Source organism: Streptomyces tanashiensis (assembly GCF_014648895.1).
Taxonomy (GTDB): Bacteria; Actinomycetota; Actinomycetes; order Streptomycetales; family Streptomycetaceae; genus Streptomyces; species Streptomyces tanashiensis.
The window spans coordinates 83,861-106,688 of record NZ_BMRZ01000012.1 but is presented as its reverse complement, the minus strand read 5'-3'; the positions used below and the strand labels follow the sequence as shown (position 1 = coordinate 106,688).

The following is a 22,828-nucleotide window of genomic DNA, read 5'->3' as shown; positions in this document are numbered from 1 at the left end:
CCTCCCGTCTTAAATGGGGAGTTCCCCGGTTATGGGCCGGTGCTCCGTTCGACAGGCAAGGAGGCCCCTTGATGGCCAGCGAGAAGACCGTTCTGATCACCGGCACGTCCTCCGGAATCGGCCTGGCCGCCGCCGTGTCCGCCGCCCAGGCCGGCTGGACCGTCGTCGCCACCATGCGCGACACCGGAAAGGCCGAGGCCCTGCTCAAGGCCGCGGCCGAGCACGCCGTCACCGACCGGATCCAGGTCAAGCGCCTGGACGTCGTCGACCCCGACAGCATCGCCACGTGCCTGGACGAGGTGATCGCCGAGCACGGCCGCCTCGACGCACTGGTCAACAACGCCGGCGCCGCCCAGGTCGACACCGTCGAGCAGATGACCCTCGACGACGTCCGCGCCGCCATGGAGGTCAACTTCTTCGGCGTGGTCGCCGCCACCCGCGCCGCCATGCCGCACCTGCGGGCGTCCCGGGGCCGGGTGATCACCGTCACCAGCGTGGGCGGCGCGGTCGGGCAGCCCTTCAACGAGGCCTACTGCGCGGCGAAGTTCGCCGTCGAGGGCTTCATGCAGTCGCTCGACCCCGTCGCCGCCACCGTCGGCGTCGACGTCACCGTGGTCGAACCGGGCGCGGTGGCCAGCGAGTTCGTCGCCAACATCGGTCTGGACATCCCGGCCCTGCTGGCCGCGGCCGGACCGTACGCCCCGGCCCTCCAGGCGTACCTCGCCCGCACCCAGACGTCCTTCGGCAACGCTCAGACGCCGTTCGAGGCCGCGGCCCCCATCATCGAGGCCCTTGCCGGGAACAAGCCCCCGTTCCGCGTCCAGACCTCCGAGTGGGCCCGCGAATTCGTCGGCACCACGCTCGCCGACCCGGACGGCTCCGCGGTCCGGAATCTCACCGGCACCTGGGTCCGCTGAGCGCCTCCCGGCCGAACGGCCCTCAAGGCCCCGCGAGTCACTCCGCCACGCCGAGCCCCGGCGCGCCCCAGACGGGGAACCACCGCTCCATGTCCGGCTCCATCGCGAGGTCGCCGGCGAGCAGGCCCCTGACCTGGAGCTCAAGGGTGTTGTCGCGGCTCTCGGCGCGATCGGTGCGCGGCGCGAAGGGATAGAAGGTGCCGCGCTTGTAGAGGTACACGAGCGCGAGGTCATGCGCCCGGTGGCCGTCGGCTCCCGGGCCGTCCGTCCCGAGTCCCTGCGGCACCGGGCCTCGTGCCGCGGCCGCCGGGGCGCGGAACGCGGTGAGGGAGCAGAGGAGATTGGGGCCGAAGCCGGCTTCCTCAAGGAGGGCGTTGACCGCGTGCAGGTCGTTGACCAGCGTGATCAGGTCCTCTGCGGGACGCCGTACGGCGAGCCATGTGTAGCCGTACGCGTCCGAGGTGTACGTCACGGGGTACGCCCCCGCTCCGCCGCTCCGGCCCTCGCCGCCGCCCGCACCCCGATCGGGTCCTGGCACCACCTCGACGTCGAGGAGATCCCGTACGTCTCCCTTCAGACGCGCGAAGGCACCGCCCTCCACCGCCGCGAAGCACACCGACCCGGCGCCGGCCGGGACGAAGCCCGTGCCGGCCTGAAGGGTGAGCGCCGCGGCCGGCAGTCCGAAGAGACGGTCCAGATCGGGCCGGACCGGCCGGCTGCGCCCGAGGATGCTGTCGAGAAGCCCCACCGCCGTCACGCCCCACCGAGCTGCGCCGAGATCCGCGTGAGCTGCTCGAGCCGCTGCTCCAGGGTGGGGTGGGTGGAGAGCAGCCGGCTCAGGCTCTCCTTGGAGGAGAAGGCCGGCGCGAACCAGAAGGCGTTGTACGGCTCCGCCTTCCGCAGGTCCTTCGTCGGGATCCGGGCCATCTCGCCGCTCACCTTGGTCAGCGCGGAGGCGAGTGCCGACGGGCGGCCCGTGAGGAGCGCGGCGGCGCGGTCGGCGGCCAGTTCGCGGTAGCGGGACAGCACCCGGGTCAGCAGGAAACTGACGACGTAGACGGCCGCGCTGACCACCGGGACGAGGATCACGGCGAGGCCCATGGTGCTGTCCCGGCTGCGGCCGAGACCGCTGTAGAGCGCGACCCGCGTCATCATCCCCGCGAGGACGCCGAGGAAGGACGCGATGGTCATGACCGCGACGTCCCGGTGCGCCACGTGCGACATCTCGTGCGCGAGGACTCCCTCCAGCTCCTCCGGCTCCAGGCGTCGCAGCAGGCCGGTCGTGACGCAGACCAGCGCGGTCTTCTCGCCGCGGCCGGTGGCGAAAGCGTTCGGCACGTCGCTCTCGGCGATCGCCACCTTCGGCTTCGGCATGTCGGCCAGCGCGCAGATCCGGTCCACGGTGCCGTGCAACTCGGGGGCCTGCTCGCGGGTCACCTCGCGCGCTCCCATGCCCAGCGCGGCGATCCGGTCGCTGAACCAGAACTGCCCGACGAACAGCGCGCCCGTGATCAGCAGGATGATCGGCCAGGATCCGCGCAGCAGGACCAGCAGGACGCCGACGAAGACCACGTACAGCAGGCCGATCAGGAACATCGTCGTCGCCATGCGCGTCGCGAGCCCCCGGTCCGGGGCGTAGCGCGAGCGGGACGAGGACCGAGTTCTGGGCATCCGCGCACCCTCTTCCACGAGCGGGCGGGACCGGCCGAACCCCGGGCGGGGCAAGCCTTCCGCCCCCTCCTGCCAGTGTGCTCCCCCGCACGCGGGAACGGACGCTCTCCGGTCTGCCGGCGCCCGCACACCGTCCGGCAGACCGAGCCGCCGTCGTCGTGGAGTGGGAGGCTGAAAGGTGAGGGCGCCGACGGGACTCGGGAGAGCTGAACGGGTTGCGGCATCCCGTCCGCCGCAGCCGGTGGCAGGAGCGTCTTGGAGGGTCGACGACGTGACGCGCGCGGAGTGGCTTCTGACCCCGGGCGAACGCGGAAATTCCGCGACACGCCTGGACAAGCGCCGCCAGGACGGGAAGGCCTGGTCCGAGGGGAATCAGGCACACGCCCTGGTTCACGGCGCCGCGTACTTCACGGAACTCCTGACGGCCATCCGTGCCATGCGCTCCGGAGACCTGCTCCTGTTCACCGACTGGCGCGGCGACCGTGACGAGCGGCTCGCCGGTCAGGGCACGGAGATCGGCACGGTTCTGCGCGGGGCGGCCGGACGGCACGTCGTCGTGAAGGGGCTGTTGTGGCGCTCCCACCTGGACAGTCTCCGGTTCAGCGAGAAGGAGAACCGCCGCCTCGGCGCGGAGATCGAGGAGGCGGGCGGCGAGTGCCTGCTCGACATGCGGGTGCGGCCCGGAGGCTCGCACCACCAGAAGATGGTGGTGCTGCGTCACCCCGGCCGCCCGGAGCTGGATGTGGCGTACGTCGGAGGAATCGACCTCTGCCACAACCGGAACGACGACGCCACCCACTCCGGTGACCGTCAGTCGCTTCCCCTGGCCTCCGCCTACGGCCCGCACCCGCCGTGGCACGATGTGCAGCTCGCCCTTCGCGGCCCGGTCGTCGGCGACGTCGAGGCCGTGTTCCGCGAACGCTGGCAGGACCCCGCTCCGCTCAGTCGCAGCCCGGCCACCCGCGTGCGCGCGCTGATCCACCGCGAGGACACCGACGCGGACAGCCTGCCGCCGCAGCCCCCCGATCCCGTTCCGTGCGGCACGCACACCGTGCAGCTGCTCCGCACCTATCCGAACCGCCTGTTGCGTGGGTATCCCTTCGCCCCCGACGGAGAACGGAGCATCGCACGGGGGTACCTCAAGGCGGTGCGACGGGCCCGGGCGCTGATCTACGTCGAGGACCAGTACCTGTGGTCCCCCAGGGTGGTGGCCTGCTTCGCCCGGGCTCTGGCCAGGTACCCCGGACTGCTGATGATCGGAGTCGTCCCCACGTTCCCGGACCAGGACGGCAGGCTCACCCTGCCCATGAACCTGGTGGGACGGATCACGGCTCTGGACGAGCTGCGTCGCGCCGGCGGCGACCGGGTCGCGGTCTACGGACTGGAGAACCACGCCGGGACCCCTGTGTACGTGCATGCCAAGGTGTGCGTGATCGACGACGTGTGGGCCTCCGTGGGCTCCGACAACATCAACCTCCGCTCGTGGACCCACGACTCGGAACTCAGCTGCGCCGTCGTCGACGAGACCCTGGACCAGCGGCAGCCACGCGACCCCGGAGGGCTCGGGGACGGCGCGCGCGTCTTCGCCCGAGAGCTGCGCCTCGGGCTGATGCGTGAGCACCTGGACGCGCAAGGGGCCTCGGGGCAGGGGGCGGCAGCGGTGCCGGACGCACTGTGCGACCCGGCGAGCGCCTTCGGTGCCTTCGAGGAGGCTGCCGCGGCACTCGACGCATGGCATGAAGCCGGCCGCGTAGGTCCACGCCCGGCGGGCCGCCTGCGCCGCTACACACCCCCGGATCTGTCCGGGGCGCAGCGCGCGTGGGCGACTCCCTTGCACCACGTTCTGGTCGATCCGGACGGCCGCCCGTTGCGTCTGCGGCGCGGCAACACGTTCTGAGCACGCCGACGCGGTCTCCTCCGTCGACGCGTTCCCGCACCCGGCTCACGAGCCAGGCGCAGGAGTCGTCCAGGACCGGCGCCGTGTGGCGACGCGAAGCCCACCAGGCAGCCGCCCCGCTCGCCGTCCGCTGCCGCCGTGACGGCGTACGTCGGGTGGTCGAGTACGTCCGCGAAGCCGCCGCCCGCCACGGTCAGCTCCTGGCGTACGGGGGCAGGGGGCTGCGGAGCGCGGAGCGCCCCGCCGACCACGCTGTGCGCATCCGTGCGCCGAGCTCGTTCTCGAGCAGGACGGTGGCCGCGCACCCGAAGGCGACGTCCGGCTCCAGGGCGGGTTCGTCGGCGAGGAGCCCGCCGATGACCTCACGCCGTACGACCTGTTCGTGGACGGCGTCCGCTTCGACGTGCTCCGCGTAGAAGTGCTCGGCCGCCGGTCCCGCGCCGCAGCGTCGCATGGCCTTGGCGAGCCTTCGGGAGCCGGGCGGGGAGGTGACCTCGACGCAGGCGAAGTGACCGACCAGCATTCCGCGCAGGGCCCGGTGGAGTCCGAAGAGGGACATGAGATTGACCGTGGCGAGCAGGGGGGCGGGGGCGTGGTCCAGGTAGTGGCCGTAGGCCGGGTCCAGGTCGAGGTCGGTCATGAGGTCCGCGAAGAGCTGCGCGTGGATGCGTTCGGCGTGACCGGCGCCGAACTCGTCGTACTCGACGGCCACCATCGCGGCCTTGGCCCGGCCGGTGAGCCGCGGGATGACCCAGGCGTGCGGGTCCGCCTCCTTGAGGTGGTAGAGGGAGCGCAGGGCGGCGTACTCGCGCACCTGCCACAGCTCGCCGTCGGTTTCCAGGTAGTGGCTGACGCTGTCGGCCGGATCCACCCGTTCGACGAGCAGCGGGGCGAAGGCCTCGTCGACGGATCGGGGCGCATCGGGGAGCGCGGTGCGCAGCGCGTGGAGGAACAGGGCTTCCGACTCCCGCCGCAGACGCAGCAGGTCCGGGTCCCATTCGCGATCGGGGTCGACGCCCTCGAAGCCCCGGTAGTGGAGTTCGTACAGCAGGTACAGGGCGAGCTGGAGGTCCTCTCCCCAGGGGTCCGCCCTTCGGATGCTGGCCTCGGTGTACGCGGGTGGCCGGCCGGTCCGCAGGGCCCTCTCCACGGCGCCCGACAGGTCGCCCCGCGCGGCGACGATGCGGGGGGCGGCGGCGGACTCCTGGGCGCTCGGGCCGGGACCGGTCATCGGGGGCTCCTGTCCTCGGTGGGCGCGGCGGTTCGCTCACGGGACCGGTGACTGGTGTCGCACCAGGGATACGTGCGGCTGCGGCGGCACGCGCACACCGCGACCATGAACCGGTCGGAGCGGGCGCGGGTCCCGTCCTCGAGCATGATTTCCACCGGGCCCTCGACGAGGATCGGGCCCTGCGGGTCGATGGCCGGACGGCGTGCGGGACACGAGACGGCCGGGGCGGTCGCGGAGGTGGCCGGCGAGGCCGTGGCGCCGGGTGCTTCGCCGGCCGCCGCAGGGATGGCGCCCGGGGTCGCACCGTCAGATGTGCGCGGCACGGATGATCACCAGTTCCTCGCGCTCGTCGCCGTAGTCCGCCAGTCCCTGCGTCTGCAGCCAGGTCCGCCGCGCACGCAGTACCGGACCCCAGGGGACGGAGGCCCGCGCCGTGACCTGGGCGGACAGTCCGCCCGCTTCCAGCCGGGCCACGGTGGCCGGTGGATCGCAGATCGCGGAGTGCACCATCAGCAGGACGCCACCTGGTCGCAGCAGGGCCGGCGCGCACGCGCAGACGCGGTCGATGACTCTCCGTCCGTCGGGGCCGGCTTCCCAGGCCCGGGCCGCCCCGTGCGACGGCGGCCGGGTTCTCGCCGAGGGTACGTAGGGCGGATTGGTGAGGACGACGTCGAAGCGTCGTCCCTGGGTCCGGGTCGCGAAATCGCCGTGCATCACGCGCAGCGGCAGTCGCTGCCGGAAGGCGTTCAGCCCGGCGGTGACGACGGCGGGCCACGAGACGTCGACGGCTTCGACCCGGGCCCCGGTACGCGCCGCGGACAGGGCGAGAGCACCTGTTCCGGTGCCGATGTCCAGAACGCGCGTGCCCGTGCCGATCGGTTCCTGGGAGAGAGCCTCCTCGAGCAGCCAGGTGTCGGCCTGCGGGCGATACACGCCGGGCAGGACGATGAGGTGTCCGGGCAGCGTGCCGAAGCTCGGAGCCGTGGTGGGCACCATGAGCCTCCGGATCTCTGGGGCCGTGGGTGCGGGAAGCGTCGTCGATCTCCATTGTCGCGCGGAGCCGTGGCATCCGCTTGTACGGTGCGGCGAGAGGGCGGGCTACGCGGGATCGGGGTGGTGCACCGGTCACGAGCGACCGGACACGAAGGGGAGGATGCCGGCGGCGGCTCTCGGTGGTCGCCACCGCCGCTGGCGTTCTACCGTGGAGACAGCATCCGTCCCCTGGAGCGCACCATGCTCGTCTTCCCGTGCGGCGACGGCGTGCACGCGCTGCCGACGGTGGCCCGGGCGCCGGTGAGCTGATGATCGCCCACCGTGCGGGGCGATCGTCTCTGTTCGGTCGGATACGCAGCGTGATCCGTCGCCTCCGAGCCGGGCACCGATGGGGGGCGATCAGCGAACTCGATCTCTGGCAGCGTTCGCTGGGGTTCGCGGCGCTGAGTTTCCTCACGCTCGTCCCGCTGCTGATCGTGGTGTCCGCGGCGGGCGCGGGTGGCGGGAAGGGGTTCGCGCAGTGGCTCGGGGACGGCATCGGGGTGTCGGAGGCGGCCAGGGTGGAGATCGAGCGGTTGTTCGCTCTGCCCGGTCAGGTGCGGCGGACCACGACGGCCCTCGGTCTCGCCCTGCTCGCCGTGTTCGGTCTCTCGTTCGGCACGGTGGTGCAGAGCGGTTACGAGAAGGTCTGGGGCCTGCCGCCCGCCCGCTGGTGGGCTCGGTGGCGGCACGTGGTGTGGCTCGCCGTACTCATCGGCGTCCTCTACCTGTTCGCTGTTTCGCCCTTCTGGCGTGAGAACCCGGCCAGTGGGGGCGTCTCCCTGGTCTGCGGCATCCTGTTCTTCTGGTGGTCGCAGCGACTGCTCCTCGGCGGCCGAGTCAGGTGGACGGCCCTGCTGCCCGGCGCGGTGGCCACCGTGCTCGGACTGCTCGGGCTGAGGATCTTCTCCCGGCTCGTCTTCTCCCCGCTGATCGCGTCCAGTGCCGTCACGTACGGCCCGTTCGGCGCGTTCCTCGTCATCCAGACCTGGCTCGTCGCCGTGGGCGTCGTCGTGTTCGGCGGTGCGCTCACCGGCCGTCTGGTCGACAGCGAACTGTCCCGCAGGTTTGCCGGCCGGAATGTGGGTGAGTAGCCATATGTACCTATTGGCTCCGATTTCAGGGAGTGAACAGTCGTGGCGGACAAGGAGAAGAGCCGGGCCAAGGCCGAGCAGGTCAAGGGCAAGGTCAAAGAGACGGCGGGTCGTGCGGTCGGCAACGAACGTATGACCGCCGAGGGGCGTGCCGAGAAGGCGAAGGGGAACGCCCGCCAGGCCAAGGAGAAGATCAAGGACGTGTTCAAGAGCTGACCGCGCCGAGCGCGGTGGGCCGACGAAGAGCGGTTCGCGCACGATCCCGGAGGAGGTGCCCCTGCGAGAGGGCGGGCCCTCCCGCTCAGGGAGGGACGAACGGTGGTGGCTGAATGAGAAGCGTGGGCGTGGAAGAAGAGCTGCTTCTCGTGCATGCCCGCAGTGGGGAGCCCCTCGCTCTGGCGGGTGCCGTCCTCGCGGCCGCGGACCGGTCCGCGGAACAGCGGCCGCGCGGTGATGGCGCGCCAGGACACGCCTTCGAGAAGGAACTGCAGAAGGAGCAGCTGGAGTTCGCCACCAGACCGGTGACGGAGATGGGCGAACTCGGGGACGAGATCACCCGGTGCCGCGCCGAGGCCGGTCGGCACGCAGTGGCCGCGGGCGCCGTCGTGGCGGCCCTCGCCACCTCGCCGCTGCCGGCCCGGCCCTCGCTGAACCCGGGCCGGCGATACGCGTGGCTGGGCGAACAGTTCGGCCTGACCGCGCAGGAACAACTCACCTGCGGCTGCCACGTCCACGTCTCGGTCGAGTCGGACGAGGAAGGCGTCGCCGTACTGGACAGGATCCGGCCCTGGCTTTCCGTACTGACCGCGATGAGCGCGAACTCGCCCTTCTGGCAGGGGCAGGACAGCCGGTACGCGAGCTACCGCAGCCGGGTGTGGAACAGACTGCCCTCGGCCGGCCCGATGCACGTCTTCGGCTCCGCCGATCGCTACCACGACCAGGTCCGTGCCATGCTCGACACCGGAGTCCTGCGGGACGAGGCGATGATCTACTTCGACGCCCGGCTGTCGGCCACCTACCCCACGGTGGAAGTCAGGGTGGCGGACGTGTGCCTCGAAGCGTCGACGCCCGTACTCCTCGCCGCCCTGGTGCGCGCCCTCGTCGAGACTGCCGCCAGGGCCTGGCGCGGAGGGGATCCCCCTTCCCGCGTCGGCACGGACCTGCTGCGGCTGGCGGCATGGCAGGCCGGCCGGTCCGGCTTGGACGGCCCCCTCCTCCATCCCGAGACCATGCGGGAGGCACCGGCGGCGGAGGTCGTCCAGGCGCTGTACGCCCATGTCCGAGAGGCCTTGGTCGAGAGCGGCGACGACGAACGGGTCCGCGAAGGCATCGCCGGTCTGCTGGAACGGGGCAACGGGGCCCGCATCCAGCGCGGGCTCCTGCGCACCCACGGCAGTCTCACCTCGGTGGTCACCGCATGCGCGCGCATCACTGGCGACTCCCGAGCCTGAGACGCCGGAACCGACCAAGGAGGAGAAGGGTCATGGCTGCGAAACGGACCGTCTACCACGTCGCACCGTCCGGCGAGCGGGCGGCGGCAGCGGGTGTGAAGTGGCAGGTCGAGGGCAGGGAAGGCCGCCGGCTGCTGCACGAGCCACACAAAACACAGAAGGACGCGATCGACGCGGCGCGCCGGCACGCCAAGGAGCACACCCCCGCGCAGGTCGTCGTCCATGCCCGCGACGGGCACATCCGCACCGCCTACACCTACGGCGACGCCCCCGTGGCGTCCCCGGATGAACGTGGCCGCAGGGCGGGGGAGCGCGGAGGCCTCTTCTAGTGCATCCCCGCGTTCCACCCGGGGGCGGGCCAGGAACCGCGTGGCCGATGAGGCCGTGGAGTGCGCCGCGCACTCCGGCATAGGAGCCTGGTGGTGTGGTGAAGCCGAGGAAGGCGGCGACCGGCGCGTACCGGCGGAGCTGGCTGAGCGGGGCACCGCCGCCCCGCTGGGTGCGGGTCCTGCCCGTGCTGCTGCTCGTCGGGGTCGGGGTGGCCTCCCTCACCGACTCCGTTCCGGTGGACATCGGCTTCCTGCTCGGCGCGGTGCCTCCGCTGGCCGTCCTGGCCTACGGACCGCTGGCCACGGCCTTCCTCGGCGCCGCGACGATCGGGCTGCTGACCATTCCCTTCTTCCATCTGGACCGGCCCGGCAACACCGACCTCTTCACCCTCGGCTTCGTCGCGACCCTGTGTGTCTTCGTCTCCTTCGTCCGGGGGCGCCGGGACGAGCAGCTCGACCTGGAACGTACCGTCGCCGAGACGGCGCAGCGGGCCATCGTCCCGGACGTGCGGCGGCGGGTCGGGTCCGTGCGGTGCGCGAGCCTGTACCGCGCCGCCGAGCGCGGCACGCTGGTGGGAGGCGACTTCTTCGACGTCCGGCCCGGCCCCCACGGCGTGCGGGCGGTCCTCGGCGACGTGCAGGGACACGGCCTGTCGGCCGTCGCGACGGTCGCCTCCGTCCTGGGGGCGTTCCGCGAGGCCGTGCTGGACGACGTGGACGCGGAGTCGATCGCGGCCAGGCTGGACCGCAGACTCGTGGTCGACTCGGCGCGGACGGAGCACGCGGAGCTCTTCGCCACGGCCGTCCTCCTGGACTTCGCGCCGCGCGGGCGGGAGGTCCGTGTCCTGGCCTGCGGCCACCCGCCGCCGGTCCTGCTGCGCGGTGGGGCCGTGAGCACCGTGGAACTCGACCCCGGACCGCCCCTGGGACTGGGCCTCGCCGACGTCGCGCCCGGGACGGCCGCCACGGTGTCGCTGCTGCCCGGGGACCGGCTGCTCCTGGCGTCGGACGGTGTCCTGGAGGCACGGGACGCCTCCGGAGCCTTCTACCCCTTCGCCGAGCGCCTGGCCCGTATGACCGGTGTCGGCCTGGACCAGCTGCCCGACGAGATCTGGGGCGACCTGAGTCGCTTCACGCCCGAGATCCAGGACGACGTCACCCTCCTGATCCTCACGGTGGACCCCTCCGGGCCGGGCTGACGGGACAGGGCCCGGCGGCGCGGGCCGCGGAGGCCTGCTCGAGAGGGGGTGCTGTCGGTGTCCCTCAGAGGTCGTCCGGGGTTCCGTCGACGGCCGGTCCGCAGCCGTCCGGCAGGTTGGCCACGATGAGCTCGACGGCTTCCTGCACCGTGTCCGGTTCGCCGAGCACCGTCTTGTCCGAGTGCCGGAACACATGGAACCCGCCGGGGCGGGGGAACAACCCGGCGACATCGTGGGTCCACGGGTACCGAGTGCACCGGCTGAAGTGCAGCGCTCCGTGGCTGACCATGGGAAACAACTCCCGCAGACGGGGATCCGCGTGGGCCGCACGCGGGATCGCGGGGTCGATGCGCCTTTCGCTCATGTCCAGGATTCGCCGCCACTCCGCGGCGACGATCTCCGACGCATCAGGTGGGTGTTCGCTGTTCATCGTGCTCCCTCGTCGCCGACGGCCAGGCTCCTCCGATCCAGAAGCCGACCAGGAGGATTCTCGTCTGCCGGGACGCGCGCCCGGGGGCGACGGATGCCCCCGCTCAGGACGGGTCGCGGGGTCCGCGGGGGATCGCCAGGTCCGTCAGGAGCGCCTCGCCGGGGCGGAGGTCCGGCCAGGTGCCGGACCAGGTCAGGACGGCGATCGCGGAGGTCGGGAACTTGGTCCGTGCACGGTCCAGGGCGTCACCGGCCGCCCTGCCCGCGAGCAGCAGGACCAGGTCCTCGAGGCCCGGGTTGTGCCCGACCAGGAGCAGGGTCGCGACCTCGTCGGGTACGCCGTGCAGGACATCGAGCAGTTCCTGGGCGTCCGCCCCGTACAGCCGTGGGTCGTGGCGGGTCGGCACCGGGCCGTCCAGCTCCGCGGCGGCCAGCTCCCAGGTCCGGCGGGCGCGCCGGGCCGGAGAGCACAGGGCGAGGTCGGGCGGTGCGCCGCTCTCCGCCAGGAAGCTCCCGGCGGCCGGGGCGTCGCGCAGCCCGCGCGGGCCGAGGGGACGGTCCTGGTCGGCAACGCCCTCCGGCCAGGCGCTCTTGGCGTGCCGCAGGACGAACAGCCGACGCGGTCGGTCGTCGGCGGATCCGGCGGGCTCAGGAGTCTCGGCGGAGGGCGGCACATCCTTGAGCGTAAGGCGCGGGCCGTCGAACGGCCATGGACGCTACGGGTACGTCCGTACGTCGTCGTTGTAGTCGCGGGCCCGGTCCCGTACGAGCTCGGGCAGGGTGCCCGTCGCCAGATCCGCGAGCGTCGTGCTCTCCAGGACCTGGCGCAGACTCGTCCGTACGGCACGCCACACGTCCGGCATGGGAGCCGCCGCACCCTGGTACTCGAGACCCGTCAGCTTCAGGTCCCGCACACTGACGAGCGGTCCGTCCATCGCGCGGATGACGTCGGCGAGGGTGATCTCCGCGGGCGGCCGGGTGAGGGAGTAACCGCCGTCGGGCCCGCGCACGCTGAGCACCAGACGCGCCTGCCGCAAGTCGCTCAGCACGACGAAGAGGAAGCGGACGGGGATGTCCTGGCGTCCGGCGATGTCCTCGGCCTTGAGAGGCCGGTCCGGGGAGCAGGCCAACTCGGCCATGGCCCGGATGGCGTAGTCCGTTCGTGCTGAGATCCTCACGGACTCAATGTCTCACGAGGAGGGGGAAGCTGACCTGCGGCGGTGCTCACAGGCCGTCAACAGCACTCCGGCGCGTCGTCGTTGTCCGGAAGCGGCGTTGCAACTCCACTTTGTTCATCGACATAGTGAACATTGGTCGTGCAGTACCCGCCCCTGGTCGGAGGTTTCCGTGGTAGCTGTCGTGTCCTCGCCGTCCGCCGAGTCCGCCCGTCCTCGACCGACCGTGGCAGTCGTCGGCGCGGGCGCGGCCGGTGCGCTCGTCGCCGTCCAGCTGTGCGAAGGGGCGGCCCGGCGCCGCATCCCGCTCGATCTGATCCTCGTCGACCCCGCTCCGGAGGCGGGCCGGGGCACCGCGTACGCCACCGAGGTCCCCGAGCACCGGCTCAACGTGCCCGTCGGCGGCATGAGCTGCTACCCGGACGACCCGGGTCACTTCCGGCGCTGGCTCTGCCGGCACGGCGATCCCACCGTCACCGCGGCGGACTTCGCCTCCCGGTACCGCTTCGGCTCGTATCTCGCCGACACGCTCGGCCGGGCCATCATCACGGCGCACGGCACGGTCTCCGTACGGCGGCTGCGCACCAGGGCCACGGGGTGCGCCGACGCGGCCGGGGGGCGTCTGGAGCTGAGGCTCGCCGACGGCGGCACGGTGACGGCGGACAGCGTGGTCCTCGCCACCGGGCCCGCGGCGGGCCGGTCCGGCTGGGCCCCGGCCGAGCTGGTCGCCTCCGACCGGTTCGTCCCCCGCCCCTGGACGCCGGGCGCGCTCGACGCCGTCGGCGCGTCGGACGACGTCCTCCTCGTCGGCACCGGTCTCACCGCCGTCGACCTCGCCCTCGTCCTCGACCGTCCCGGCCGCACGGTGCACGCCGTGTCCCGTGGCGGGCTGCTTCCCCAGCCGCACGCGGTCGCCCCGCTGCCCGCCGTACCGCCGCCGCCGGGCCTCGCCGCTCTCCCGTTCCACCGCCTCCGCAGGGAGCTGACGCGGCACTTCGCCGCCACGCGCCGCGCCCACGGCGACTGGCGGCCCGCACTCGACGGGCTGCGGCCCGAGATCGCGCGGCTCTGGCAGGGCCTCACCGACGACGAGCGGGCGGAGTTCCTCGGCCGTGACGCCACCCCGTGGAACGTGCACCGGCACCGCATGGCGCCCTCCACCGCCGAGACCATCGCCCGGGCGCGCGCCGCCCGCAGGCTCCGCGTCCACGCCGGCCGGGTCGCCTCCGCGGCACCGCAGGAGGACGGCGGCCTGACCGTCTCCCTCGCCGACGGCCGTGCGCTGCGCGTGGCATGGGTGGTGGACTGTACGGGGCCGGGGCTGCGGGCCGACGCCGGCGGCGACCCACTGTGGAGCGTGCTGCTGTCCGACGGCCTCGCCGCACCCGGACCGCTGGGCATCGGCGTCTCCACCGACGGCGGCAGGCTGCTCGACGCCCAAGGACGCCCGGAGCGGCCGCTGTTCACGCTGGGCGCGCCCCGCCGGGGCGAGCTGTGGGAGACGACCGCGATCCCCGAGATCCGTCAGCAGGCCAAGGAGATCGCCGAGGCCGTACTCGCCCCGCTGACCAGCGCCCCGCGGTCGGTACGGCGCCGGCCCACCGACCAGTTCGGGCTGCCGCTGTCCACCCATGCCGCAGCCGCGGCGTCCTTCCGCTGCGGACTCGCCCGGGTGATCACCGTACGGGCGAAGGCGGCCGAGTCGTTCGCGCGCGCCACCGAACTGGACCCCGGGTTCGCCCTCGGGCACGCCGCACTCGCCCTGCTCGGTCACGAGTGCGGAGCGGACGTCGATGTCGCCCGGGAGCTGGCGGACGCCCAGCGCAGTGTGCGGGAACGCGGCGACGAGCGGGAGCGGTCGTTCGTCGACGTCGTCACGCGCCGCATCAGGGAGCACGAAGCCCACGCGGGCGACGGAACCAGCGACGGCGACACGGCGCTCGTCGACCACCTCGGCCGCTTCCCCGCCGACGCCTTCGCGCTCGGCATCGCCGTCCCCACCATCGCCTTCTCCGGCGTCGCGGATCTCGACGGCACACTGGCCCTCGGTCTGGTGGAGCGGACCGCGTCCGCCTACGAGGGGCACTGGTTCCACACCTCGCTCCTCTCCTTCGTCCGGCAGGAGCAGGGAAGGATCGAGGAGGCCGGCGAGCTCGCCCGGGAGGCGCTCGCCGCGCAACCCGCCTCAGGACACGCCGTGCACGCGCTCGCCCACGTCCACTACGAGTCCGGTGAGCACCGCGCCGGCCGGGACTGGCTCGACGGCTGGATCGGCGGCCAGGGGCGGGGCGCCGTGCACCGGGCGCACTTCTCCTGGCACGTGGCGCTCCACGAACTGGCCCTCGACGACTCCGCGGCGGTACGCCGCCGTTGGTTCGCCCAGCTCGCCCCGGGCCAGGTGAACGGGGTACGGGCCCTCGTCGACTCCGGCTCCCTGCTGTGGCGGGCCCGCATGTCCAGGAACTGGACCGGTCGCGTCCCCGTCGACGGCGTGCTCGACGCGGTCGCCCGCGACCTGGTCGAACGTCCCTCGACCGCGTTCACGGCCCTGCACAGCGCCGTCGCCCTCGCCGCCGCCGGCGACCTCCCCGCCCTCCGCCGCCTGCGCACCCACGCGGCCGGCGCGGACCCGGTGCAGCGGGAGGTCGTCGTCCCGCTGTGCAGCGCGCTGGAAGCGGTCCTGGAGGAGGAGTGGGCCACCGCGGTACGGGAACTGCGGGGACTGCTGCCCTCGCTGCGCCGCGTGGGAGGCAGCGCGGCTCAGCGCGAGGTCGTCGAGGAGACCCTGCTGTACGCGCTGGTGGAGGCGGGCCACAGCGACAAGGCCCGCCACCTCCTCGAACAACGCCTGGATCGCCGCGCGTCCCCGCTCGACCGGCGCAGGCTGGCCGGACTGAGCCTCTGACGCACGGGAGGGGAAGCGGATCTCGCACTCCCCGCATCGGGCGTCGGCGGCCGTCGAGACGGTGAGGAGGAGGCCGCCCTCGCCCGAGTGCGGTATGCGTCCGTCGCCCAGTCCGGGGGCCCGGCCTGGGCGACGGGGGTGACCGGTCAGTCAGTCGTCGTCGGGGCCGTCCGGGCGAAGTGGCGGGAGGTGGGTACGAGCGCCGCCGCGGCCGGTACGAGGAAGCAGGCGGCGGCGCACACGGCCAGTACGGGGGTGACGCCGAACGCGTCGATGGCCGGGGCGATCAGGGCCAGGCCCACCGGCGCCAGACCGTAGGAGACCAGGAAGTCCAGCGAGGAGACGCGGGCCAGCTTGTCCGGGGCGACCTCGCGCTGAGTGGCCGTGAACCACGGCACGTTGAAAAGCTCGATCCCGATCCCGGCGACGGCGTACGCGGCGACGACCACGACCGGGTGCACGGGCAGCATCAGGCTCAGCGGTGCGACACCGTACGCGGCCAGACCGGCGAAGGCCGCCCAGCCCTGGGAGCGCGGCCGCAGGCGGGCGGTCACCAGGGCCCCGCAGAGCGCACCCACGGTGTACGCGGTCATGGCCGCGGCCAGCACCCACTCGGTGCCGTAGCGGTCCCGGCTGATCAGGGGCAGCGCGACGCTGGTGGCGGAGTAGCCGAGGGCGATGACCGCGACGAGGGCGGCGAGCCCGGCGAGGAACCACGGGTGGCGGCGTGCCTCCCGTATGCCCTCCAGGAACTCGGCGCGGAAGCCGGGGCGCGGGGCGGTCCCGGCGGCCGGGTCCGCCGCCGTGTACGCGCCCTTGCCAGGGACGAGGGCGGCGACCAGCCAGAGCAGGCCGATGCCGAGGAGTAGCGACCCCACGTCGAGGAAGGCCGCGAGGAGGGCGGTCAGGGCGGGTCCGGCGAGCGTCGAGCTCCGTACGGCCATGGTCATGGCGGCGTTGGCCTGTTGGCGCCGGTCGGGGGTGACGGTCTCTGCGGTGAGTGCCTGGAACGCCGGGCGGCAGGCGCCCTGTCCGGCGCCCGCGAGGGCCGCCGCCGCCGTCATCAGCACGAGTGAGCGGTCGAGTCCGGCGGCGAGGAGGGGTGCGGCGACGGCCGCCGCGAGGGCGGACCAGAGCACGACCGCGCGGCGCGAGTGCCGGTCGGCCAGGACGCCTCCGACGGCGACGGCGGCGAGGAAGCCCGCGGTGCGGGCGGCGAGGACCAGCCCGAGACCGGCGGCGCCGAGGTCGCGGTGCAGTACGGCGAGTCCGAGGACGAAGGGCAGGGCCCAGGTGGCGAGGCCGGAGGCGGTGGTGCCCGCCCAGAGGCGCAGGAAGGCGGTGTCGCGGAGGACCGAACGAGGGGGTGCGGTCTCGGACTTCGCCGCTGTGGGCGTGGGTGTGCTGGCCACGGTGTGGTTGCTCCTTGGAGGTGGGGGAGGGGGTCGGCGAACCCCGCCCCGGGTTCGTTAATGAAAATGAATTCCATTACAGTACCCTTCCGACGGGGCATTCCTGCCCGGTGCACGACAACACCCACGCCCTCCCGCAGACCGGAGAACCCATGCGCCATCCCGCCCGCCTCGGCATCGCCCTCACCCTCGCCCTTGCCACCGTGGGCTGCTCCACGGCAGCCGGCAGCGGCTCCGGAACGGGCGGCGAGCCGACCGCCCAGGCCTCCGGCACGGCGGTCTCCGTCACCAGCTGCGGCCACCGGATGTCCTTCGCCGAGCCTCCGAAGCGGGCCGTCGCCCTGGATCAGACCTCGACCGAGACGCTGCTCGAACTCGGGCTCCAGGACCGGATGGCGGGAACCGCCAACCTCAAGACGAAGATCCCCCCGCGGTACGAGGCCGCGTACGCCGAGGTCCCGGTCATCGCCCCGAAGATCGCCACCGGTGAGCAACTGCGGGCCGCCACGCCCGACTTCGTCGTCGCCGGTTCCGCCGACCTCTACACCGGGGACCGGGCCGGCACGCGCGACGAGCTGGCCGCCCTCAAGGTCCCCACCTTCGTCAGCGCCGTGGACTGCCCGCGGCAGAACCCGGCCGGCACGACGCCCTTCGAGCTCCTCTTCTCCGACTACGAGAACCTGGGCAGGGTCTTCGGCGCAGAGGAGCGGGCCCGCGAGCTCGCCGCCGCCCAGCGCGCCGCGGTCGCCGAGGCCGGCGAGAACACCTCCACGGCACCCCGGGGGGTGGACCGGCCGACCGTGGTCTACCTCTACTCCGTGTTCAACGGAATGCCGTACGTCGCGGGCAGGACCGGTCTGCCCAGCGAGATGAGCCGGATCGTCGGCGCGAAGAACGCCTTCGACGACGTGAACGAGGACTGGCCGGAGGTCTCCTGGGAGGAAGTCGCCGAGCGCGACCCCGACGTCATCGTGATCGGCGACCTGTCCGAGCGGGGCCGGCCCGGCGACAGCGCCGCCGAGAAGCGAGCCGCGATGACGGCGCATCCGGTGATCTCCCGGCTGGCAGCCGTCCGCGACGACAGGATCCTCGAGGTGCCGGGCATCGAGCTGGACCCGTCGGTCCGCTCCGTGCACGCCCTCGGACTGCTTGCCGACGGCATGAAGGACCTCGGGTATGCCCGCTGACCAGAACATCCGGAGCGGAGCGGAGCACCTCCTGCCTCCGGCGCTCCGCGGGCGGGCGCTGACGGGGGACACCGTCACCATCCCGCCCCGGCCCGGCGCATCCGCCGGATCCGCCGGGTCCGCCGGGCGTCCGGGCAGGTCCCCGGCGGCCCAGGCGGTCCTCCTCCTGCTCGCCACGGGAGCCCTGGCGGCTTCGACGGTGGCGGCCGTGCGCGTCGGCACGGCCGACGTGGGCTGGAGCGGCCTCGCGCGGGTCCTCGGCGCCCATCTCGGCCTGGACGTGGAGCCGTTGCCGCCGCTGCTGGACTCCCTCATCTGGGACCTGCGGCTGCCGCGCGTGCTGATGGCCGCCCTCGTCGGCGCCTCGCTCGCCGTGTGCGGCGTGGTGCTCCAGGCCGTCACCCGTAACGCGCTCGCGGACCCGTACCTCCTCGGCGTCTCCTCGGGAGCGTCCGCGGGAGCCGTCACCGTGGTCGTCCTCGGAGTGGGCGCGAGCACGCTCGGGGTCACCGGCGGCGCGCTGGCCGGTGCGCTGCTCTCCTTCGGGCTGCTCCTGGCCCTGTTGCGGCGGACCGGCCTCGACTCGGCACGCATCGTCCTCACCGGCGTGGTCGTCGGGCAGTTGTTCACCGCGCTGACCTCGCTCGTCCTGATGGCCTCGGCGGACGCGGACACCACCCGGGCCGTCACCCACTGGCTGCTCGGCTCGATCGCGCCGGCCCGCTGGGACACCGTCGCCGTCTGCGCGATCGTCACCCCGCTGGGACTGGTGGCGGCCTGGCTCTGCTCCCACGCCCTCGACGGGCTCGCGTTCGGCGCCGACACCGCCGCATCCCTCGGGATCGGCGTACGGCACACCAGGATGCTGCTGCTCGTGGTCACGGCCGTGCTGACCGCGGTGGCGGTGGCCAGCGTCGGCGCGATCGGTTTCGTCGGGCTGATCGTCCCCCACGGGGTGCGGTTCCTCGTCGGGCCGCTGCACCGGGTCCTGCTGCCGTACGCGGCGCTCGCCGGCGCGGTGTTCCTGGTGTGGACGGACGCGCTGGCACGGGTCGCCTTCGCACCCCGCGAGGTTCCCGTGGGAGTGATCACCGCACTCCTCGGAGTCCCGCTCTTCCTGCTGGTCCTGCGCAGGCGCGGTGAACTGTGAGGATCACCGCCGAGGACCTGAGCTGGTCGGTGGCGGGCACCCCGGTCGTACGCGGAGTCGGCGTCGACATCGCGCCGGGCGAGACGGTCGCACTGCTCGGCCCCAACGGTTCGGGCAAGTCGTCGCTGCTGCGCTGCCTGGCCGGCCTGCGGACCCCCGACGCGGGCACGGTCCGGTACGACGGCGAGTCCGTACGGGACTGGAGCGCCCGCCGGATCGCCCGCCACGTCGCCTTCGTCGACCAGAACACGGGCGCGGACAGCGACCTGCGGGTCGCCGACGTCGTGGGCCTGGGACGTATCCCGTTCCGCGACCGCTGGCGCGGACCGGACGCCACCGACCGGGCGGTCGTCGCAGCGGCGCTGGAGCACCTCGGACTCACCGCGCTCGCCGAGCGGCCCTGGAAGGCGCTGTCCGGCGGCGAACGCCAGCGCGCCCACATCGCCCGCGCCCTCGCCCAGCGGCCGTACGGGCTCCTGCTCGACGAACCCACCAACCACCTCGACGTCGGACACCAGCTGCACCTCATGGAGCTCCTGGCCGGCACCGACCAGACCGTCCTCGTCGCGCTGCACGACCTGTCGCTGGCCGCCCGGTACTGCGACCGGCTGCTGCTCCTGCACCACGGCCGCCTGATCGCCTCCGGCCCGCCCGCCGCCGTCCTGACGGCCGAACGGCTCGCCGAGGTCTTCGAGGTGGACGCCGAACTCACCACCGACGCCCTGGGGCATCCCCAGGTCGTCTACCGGGGGCCGCTCGGCGCCCCGGTCCCGGCCGCGCCGCCGGCACCCCGACCCGCCCTGTGAACGAGGATCCCCATGACCCAGCCGACCCCCGCCCCCGCCCTCGCGCCCTCCACCGTGACCACCGTCGACGGGCTCATCGCGGCCGTCCTGGCCGGTGACCACGGCCCGCTCCCTTCCGCACTCGTCGCGACCAGCGTGTTCTGGATCCACCACGGCACCCGCCTGGCCGGCGGCGACACCACCTACCTCAACCAGTACGTCCTGGTCCGCCTCGGCGGCTCCTTCGGCGGCTGCGCCTTCGAGGCCGGCGAGATCGACCCGTCGGTCTGCCGCGACTCCTCCGGCACCCCGCTCGACGTCCTGCTGCGCGAGGCTCCGCGCCCGCTGCGGATCGCGGCCCTCGACGCCTACCTCTCCGAGATCCGCCCGCACCGCGTGGCCGCGGCCACGGACGCAGCCGAGGCCGTCACCCTCCCCGCCGGCACCCCCGAGGTCCGTGCGAAGGCCCGCGACGCGGCCATCGCCGGTCTGCTGGACATCGAGCAGGGCGCCGAGGTCGGACTCATCGGCGTCGTCAACCCGCTCGTCGCGGCGATCCGCGCGCGCGGCGGGGAACCGCTGCCCTGTGACCTCAACCTCAAGGCCACCCAGTGGGGCGACCCGGTCACCGACGACATGCACGAGGTACTGGACCGCGCCGAGGCCGTCGTCGCCACCGGAATGACCCTGAGCAACGGCTCGTTCGACACCGTCCTGGAGCGCTGCCGGACCCGCGGCATCCCGCTGATCGTCTACGCCCAGAGCGGCAGCGCGGTCGCCCGCGCCTTCCTCGGCTCCGGTGTGACCGCGCTGTCCGCGGAACCGTTCCCCTTCTCCCAGTTCAGCGCCGAGGAGACGACCCTGTACCGCTACCGGACGGAGGGCGGCGCGTGATCCCCGCCGCCCGCCCGGCGACACCCCGCGCCGGTGAACTCCCCACCGGCACCGGGTACGCCCCCTGTCACCACGGCGAGCTGCTCCAGGGCGTCTTCCTCGACGACGACGGACGCCGGTGCGCGGGCCTGGTCACCCTCCCCATGGCCGGGCCCGGCAGCACCGCCGCGTTCACCCGCCGGCCCGGCACGGCACCCGAGGAGCTGACCGTCCTGCCCGCCGACCGTACGAAGGCCGCGCGGGCCGCCGCCCTCGCGGTGGCCGAGTGCGCCCGGCGGACAGGGGCGCCGGCGTGCGGCGGTGAGGTGCGGCTCACCTGCGACGTACCCGTGGGCCTGGGCATGGGCAGCTCCACCGCCGACGTGATCGCCACCGTGCGCGCGGTAGCGGACGCGTACGGGCTGCGGCTGCCCGTGGACACGATCGCCCGGCTCGCCGTACGGGCGGAGCTGGCCTGCGACCCGCTGATGCTGGACGGCCGCCCGGTCCTCTTCGCCCAGCGGGAGGGCCGCGTCCTGGAGGTCCTCGGCCCGGCCCTGCCACCGCTGGTCGTGGTGGGCTGCACCCTCGGCGGGGGCGCACCGGTGGACACCCTCTCGCTGCCCGTACGCGAAGCCGGCGACGGTGACGTACGGGCCTTCGAACGGCTGCGCACGCTGCTCCGCCGGGCGGTGGCCACCGGCGACGTGCGCCGGCTCGGCGAGGTCGCCACGGCCAGCGCACGCCGCGGCCAGCAGGTGCTCGGCCATCCGGAGTTCGACGCGCTGACCGGCATCGCCCGCCAGGCCGGGGCGGTGGGTGTGCAGATCGCGCACAGCGGCGCGGTGGCGGGTGTGCTGTTCGACCCCGCCGCACCGGAACTGCGGCACCGCGTCCGCGGCTGCCGGGGAGCCCTGGACGCCCACGGCATCCCCGCCACCCGGACCTTCACGACCTTCACGACGACCAAGGAGCTCCTGAATGGACCAGCACATCGCGGAGTCGATCGGCCGGCCGGACCTGATACGCCTCGACGACCGGCTCGTCTGCCTGCGCTTTGAGACGATGAAGGTGGTCTCCGCCCTGGCGGCGGTACGGCACCTGCTCGACAACGGAGTGGTACGCCGGGGAGACACCCTCCTGGACAGCTCCAGCGGCATCTACGCCTACGCCCTCGCCCTGGCCTGTCACCGGCACGGCATGCGCTGCCACATCGTCGGCTCGACGACGGTCGACCACACCCTGCGGACCCAACTCGCCGTGCTCGGAGCCACGCTGGAGCGGATGGAGCCGTGCAACGACCTCAAACTCGACCAGAAGCGCCGCGTAGAGCGGATCCACGAGATCCTCGCCGAGCACCCCGAGTACCACTGGATGAGGCAGTACCACGACGACGTCCACTACCTCGGCTACCGCGCGGTCGCCCACCGGATCCGGGAGGCGACCGGCGCGGACGGCCTCACCGTCGTCGGCGGGGTCGGGTCCGGAGCCTCCACCGGAGCCCTCGCCCGCTACCTGCGCGAGACCCCCGACGGGCGCGAGGCCGACGTCCGACTCGTCGGCGTCCAGCCTTACGGCAGCGTCACCTTCGGTGCCGAACACGTCTCCGACCCCGAGATCATCATCGCCGGGATCGGCAGCTCCATCCCCTTCGGGAACGTCTCGCACGAGCTGTACGACACCCTCCACTGGATCTCCTTCGACGCGGCCCTCGCCGGCAGCGTGGACCTCCTGCGCCGGCACGCGGTCTTCGCGGGCCTGTCCACCGGCGCCGGTTACCTCGCCGCCCGCCACGAACGGGACCGCTCCCCGGAGCGAACGGTCCTCTTCATCGCCGCCGACACCGGCCACCGTTACGTCGACACCGTCTACGCCCGGCACCACGAAGCAGCACCCCTCTCCGACCTGACCCCGTGTGAGGTCTCCCACCAGAGCCGGCTCGCCCTGCCCTGGTCCCGGATGGATTGGAACCGCGCCCCGGCGACGACCCCGGCCGGGGCGTCCTGACGCACCGGCACCAGCAGCGTCAGCCGCCCTGACGGCCGAAGGCCGGGACACCTGCCGTGGTGTCCCGGCCTTCGGCCGCCTTAC

Annotated in this window: 23 protein-coding genes; 14 read left to right on the top strand and 9 right to left on the bottom strand. The window is 73.2% G+C overall.

Annotated elements, in window-relative coordinates:
• The first annotated feature begins 71 nt into the window (after positions 1–71).
• The gene (locus tag IE237_RS28945) at positions 72–917 is read left to right on the top strand and encodes an SDR family NAD(P)-dependent oxidoreductase (protein WP_189805059.1); all 846 of its coding nucleotides are present in this window, start codon (positions 72–74) and stop codon (positions 915–917) included.
• 37 nt (positions 918–954) lie between these two features.
• On the opposite strand, the gene pspAB is transcribed toward IE237_RS28945, so the two are convergent.
• Positions 955–1,665, bottom strand: a complete 711-nt coding sequence (pspAB, locus tag IE237_RS28940) for a PspA-associated protein PspAB (RefSeq protein ID WP_189805058.1) — start codon at positions 1,663–1,665, stop codon at positions 955–957.
• A gap of 5 nt (positions 1,666–1,670) precedes the next feature.
• Positions 1,671–2,588 carry a zinc metalloprotease HtpX gene (gene htpX / locus IE237_RS28935; RefSeq protein ID WP_189805057.1) on the bottom strand — a complete coding sequence of 306 codons (918 nt, stop codon included), beginning with the start codon at positions 2,586–2,588 and terminating at the stop codon, positions 1,671–1,673.
• Positions 2,589–2,859: 271 nt separating this feature from the next.
• Between htpX and IE237_RS28930 the strand changes: the two genes are divergently transcribed.
• Complete coding sequence (locus IE237_RS28930; protein ID WP_189805056.1) at positions 2,860–4,485, top strand: phospholipase D family protein; 1,626 nt, start codon at positions 2,860–2,862, stop codon at positions 4,483–4,485.
• Positions 4,486–4,678: 193 nt separating this feature from the next.
• On the opposite strand, the gene IE237_RS28925 is transcribed toward IE237_RS28930, so the two are convergent.
• The 3 genes from IE237_RS28925 to IE237_RS28915 all read right to left on the bottom strand — a co-directional run bounded on the left by IE237_RS28925 (position 4,679) and on the right by IE237_RS28915 (position 6,712).
• The gene (locus IE237_RS28925; protein WP_189805055.1) at positions 4,679–5,716 is read right to left on the bottom strand and encodes an iron-containing redox enzyme family protein; all 1,038 of its coding nucleotides are present in this window, start codon (positions 5,714–5,716) and stop codon (positions 4,679–4,681) included.
• Positions 5,713–5,862 carry a CDGSH iron-sulfur domain-containing protein gene (locus tag IE237_RS28920; protein WP_370468313.1) on the bottom strand — a complete coding sequence of 50 codons (150 nt, stop codon included), beginning with the start codon at positions 5,860–5,862 and terminating at the stop codon, positions 5,713–5,715. The genes IE237_RS28925 and IE237_RS28920 overlap by 4 nt, the downstream gene beginning before the upstream one ends.
• Positions 5,863–6,022: 160 nt before the next feature.
• Positions 6,023–6,712: a HemK2/MTQ2 family protein methyltransferase gene (locus IE237_RS28915; protein WP_189805054.1), complete on the bottom strand. Its 690-nt coding sequence runs from the start codon at positions 6,710–6,712 to the stop codon at positions 6,023–6,025.
• A gap of 305 nt (positions 6,713–7,017) precedes the next feature.
• Between IE237_RS28915 and IE237_RS28910 the strand changes: the two genes are divergently transcribed.
• The 5 genes from IE237_RS28910 to IE237_RS28890 all read left to right on the top strand — a co-directional run bounded on the left by IE237_RS28910 (position 7,018) and on the right by IE237_RS28890 (position 10,821).
• Positions 7,018–7,842 (top strand): YhjD/YihY/BrkB family envelope integrity protein, encoded by an 825-nt coding sequence (locus tag IE237_RS28910; protein WP_189805053.1) that lies wholly within the window; start codon positions 7,018–7,020, stop codon positions 7,840–7,842.
• 42 nt (positions 7,843–7,884) lie between these two features.
• Positions 7,885–8,058 carry a CsbD family protein gene (locus tag IE237_RS28905; protein ID WP_189805052.1) on the top strand — a complete coding sequence of 58 codons (174 nt, stop codon included), beginning with the start codon at positions 7,885–7,887 and terminating at the stop codon, positions 8,056–8,058.
• A 113-nt stretch (positions 8,059–8,171) separates the two neighbouring features.
• Positions 8,172–9,293, top strand: coding sequence for a glutamate--cysteine ligase (locus IE237_RS28900; protein WP_189805051.1), 1,122 nt, complete (start codon positions 8,172–8,174; stop codon positions 9,291–9,293).
• A gap of 32 nt (positions 9,294–9,325) precedes the next feature.
• Positions 9,326–9,622, top strand: coding sequence for a DUF2188 domain-containing protein (locus IE237_RS28895; protein ID WP_189805050.1), 297 nt, complete (start codon positions 9,326–9,328; stop codon positions 9,620–9,622).
• Between the two features lie 95 nt (positions 9,623–9,717).
• Positions 9,718–10,821: a PP2C family protein-serine/threonine phosphatase gene (locus IE237_RS28890; protein ID WP_189805049.1), complete on the top strand. Its 1,104-nt coding sequence runs from the start codon at positions 9,718–9,720 to the stop codon at positions 10,819–10,821.
• Positions 10,822–10,885: 64 nt separating this feature from the next.
• On the opposite strand, the gene IE237_RS28885 is transcribed toward IE237_RS28890, so the two are convergent.
• From IE237_RS28885 to IE237_RS28875, 3 genes are all read right to left on the bottom strand, one after another.
• Positions 10,886–11,251: a DUF6193 family natural product biosynthesis protein gene (locus IE237_RS28885; protein WP_189805048.1), complete on the bottom strand. Its 366-nt coding sequence runs from the start codon at positions 11,249–11,251 to the stop codon at positions 10,886–10,888.
• A 103-nt stretch (positions 11,252–11,354) separates the two neighbouring features.
• Positions 11,355–11,924, bottom strand: coding sequence for a SixA phosphatase family protein (locus IE237_RS28880; RefSeq protein WP_189805047.1), 570 nt, complete (start codon positions 11,922–11,924; stop codon positions 11,355–11,357).
• A 42-nt stretch (positions 11,925–11,966) separates the two neighbouring features.
• A complete protein-coding gene (locus IE237_RS28875) occupies positions 11,967–12,428 on the bottom strand; it encodes an RrF2 family transcriptional regulator (protein WP_189805046.1) in 462 nt (153 codons plus the stop codon).
• A 169-nt stretch (positions 12,429–12,597) separates the two neighbouring features.
• Between IE237_RS28875 and IE237_RS28870 the strand changes: the two genes are divergently transcribed.
• Entirely contained in the window at positions 12,598–15,330 is a 2,733-nt protein-coding gene (locus tag IE237_RS28870; protein WP_370468305.1) for an FAD/NAD(P)-binding protein, read from the top strand.
• A gap of 146 nt (positions 15,331–15,476) precedes the next feature.
• On the opposite strand, the gene IE237_RS28865 is transcribed toward IE237_RS28870, so the two are convergent.
• A complete protein-coding gene (locus IE237_RS28865) occupies positions 15,477–16,742 on the bottom strand; it encodes an MFS transporter (RefSeq protein ID WP_189805045.1) in 1,266 nt (421 codons plus the stop codon).
• Between the two features lie 110 nt (positions 16,743–16,852).
• Here IE237_RS28865 and IE237_RS28860 point away from each other — a divergent pair, with 110 nt between their 5' ends.
• Genes IE237_RS28860 through IE237_RS28835 form a run of 6 tightly spaced genes read left to right on the top strand, consistent with a single transcriptional unit; the run spans position 16,853 to position 22,744 of the window.
• Positions 16,853–17,929: an ABC transporter substrate-binding protein gene (locus tag IE237_RS28860; RefSeq protein ID WP_229842949.1), complete on the top strand. Its 1,077-nt coding sequence runs from the start codon at positions 16,853–16,855 to the stop codon at positions 17,927–17,929.
• Entirely contained in the window at positions 17,919–19,079 is a 1,161-nt protein-coding gene (locus IE237_RS28855) for a FecCD family ABC transporter permease (RefSeq protein WP_229842948.1), read from the top strand. Before IE237_RS28860 ends, IE237_RS28855 begins: the two co-directional genes overlap by 11 nt.
• Positions 19,076–19,885 carry an ABC transporter ATP-binding protein gene (locus tag IE237_RS28850; RefSeq protein ID WP_189805044.1) on the top strand — a complete coding sequence of 270 codons (810 nt, stop codon included), beginning with the start codon at positions 19,076–19,078 and terminating at the stop codon, positions 19,883–19,885. The genes IE237_RS28855 and IE237_RS28850 overlap by 4 nt, the downstream gene beginning before the upstream one ends.
• A gap of 12 nt (positions 19,886–19,897) precedes the next feature.
• On the top strand, positions 19,898–20,758 hold the full coding sequence (locus IE237_RS28845) for a Rossmann-like domain-containing protein (protein WP_189805043.1): 861 nt from the start codon (positions 19,898–19,900) through the stop codon (positions 20,756–20,758).
• Entirely contained in the window at positions 20,755–21,798 is a 1,044-nt protein-coding gene (locus IE237_RS28840) for a GHMP family kinase ATP-binding protein (protein ID WP_229842947.1), read from the top strand. The genes IE237_RS28845 and IE237_RS28840 overlap by 4 nt, the downstream gene beginning before the upstream one ends.
• Positions 21,719–22,744: a pyridoxal-phosphate dependent enzyme gene (locus IE237_RS28835; protein ID WP_189805042.1), complete on the top strand. Its 1,026-nt coding sequence runs from the start codon at positions 21,719–21,721 to the stop codon at positions 22,742–22,744. The genes IE237_RS28840 and IE237_RS28835 overlap by 80 nt, the downstream gene beginning before the upstream one ends.
• The last annotated feature ends 84 nt before the right edge of the window (positions 22,745–22,828 follow it).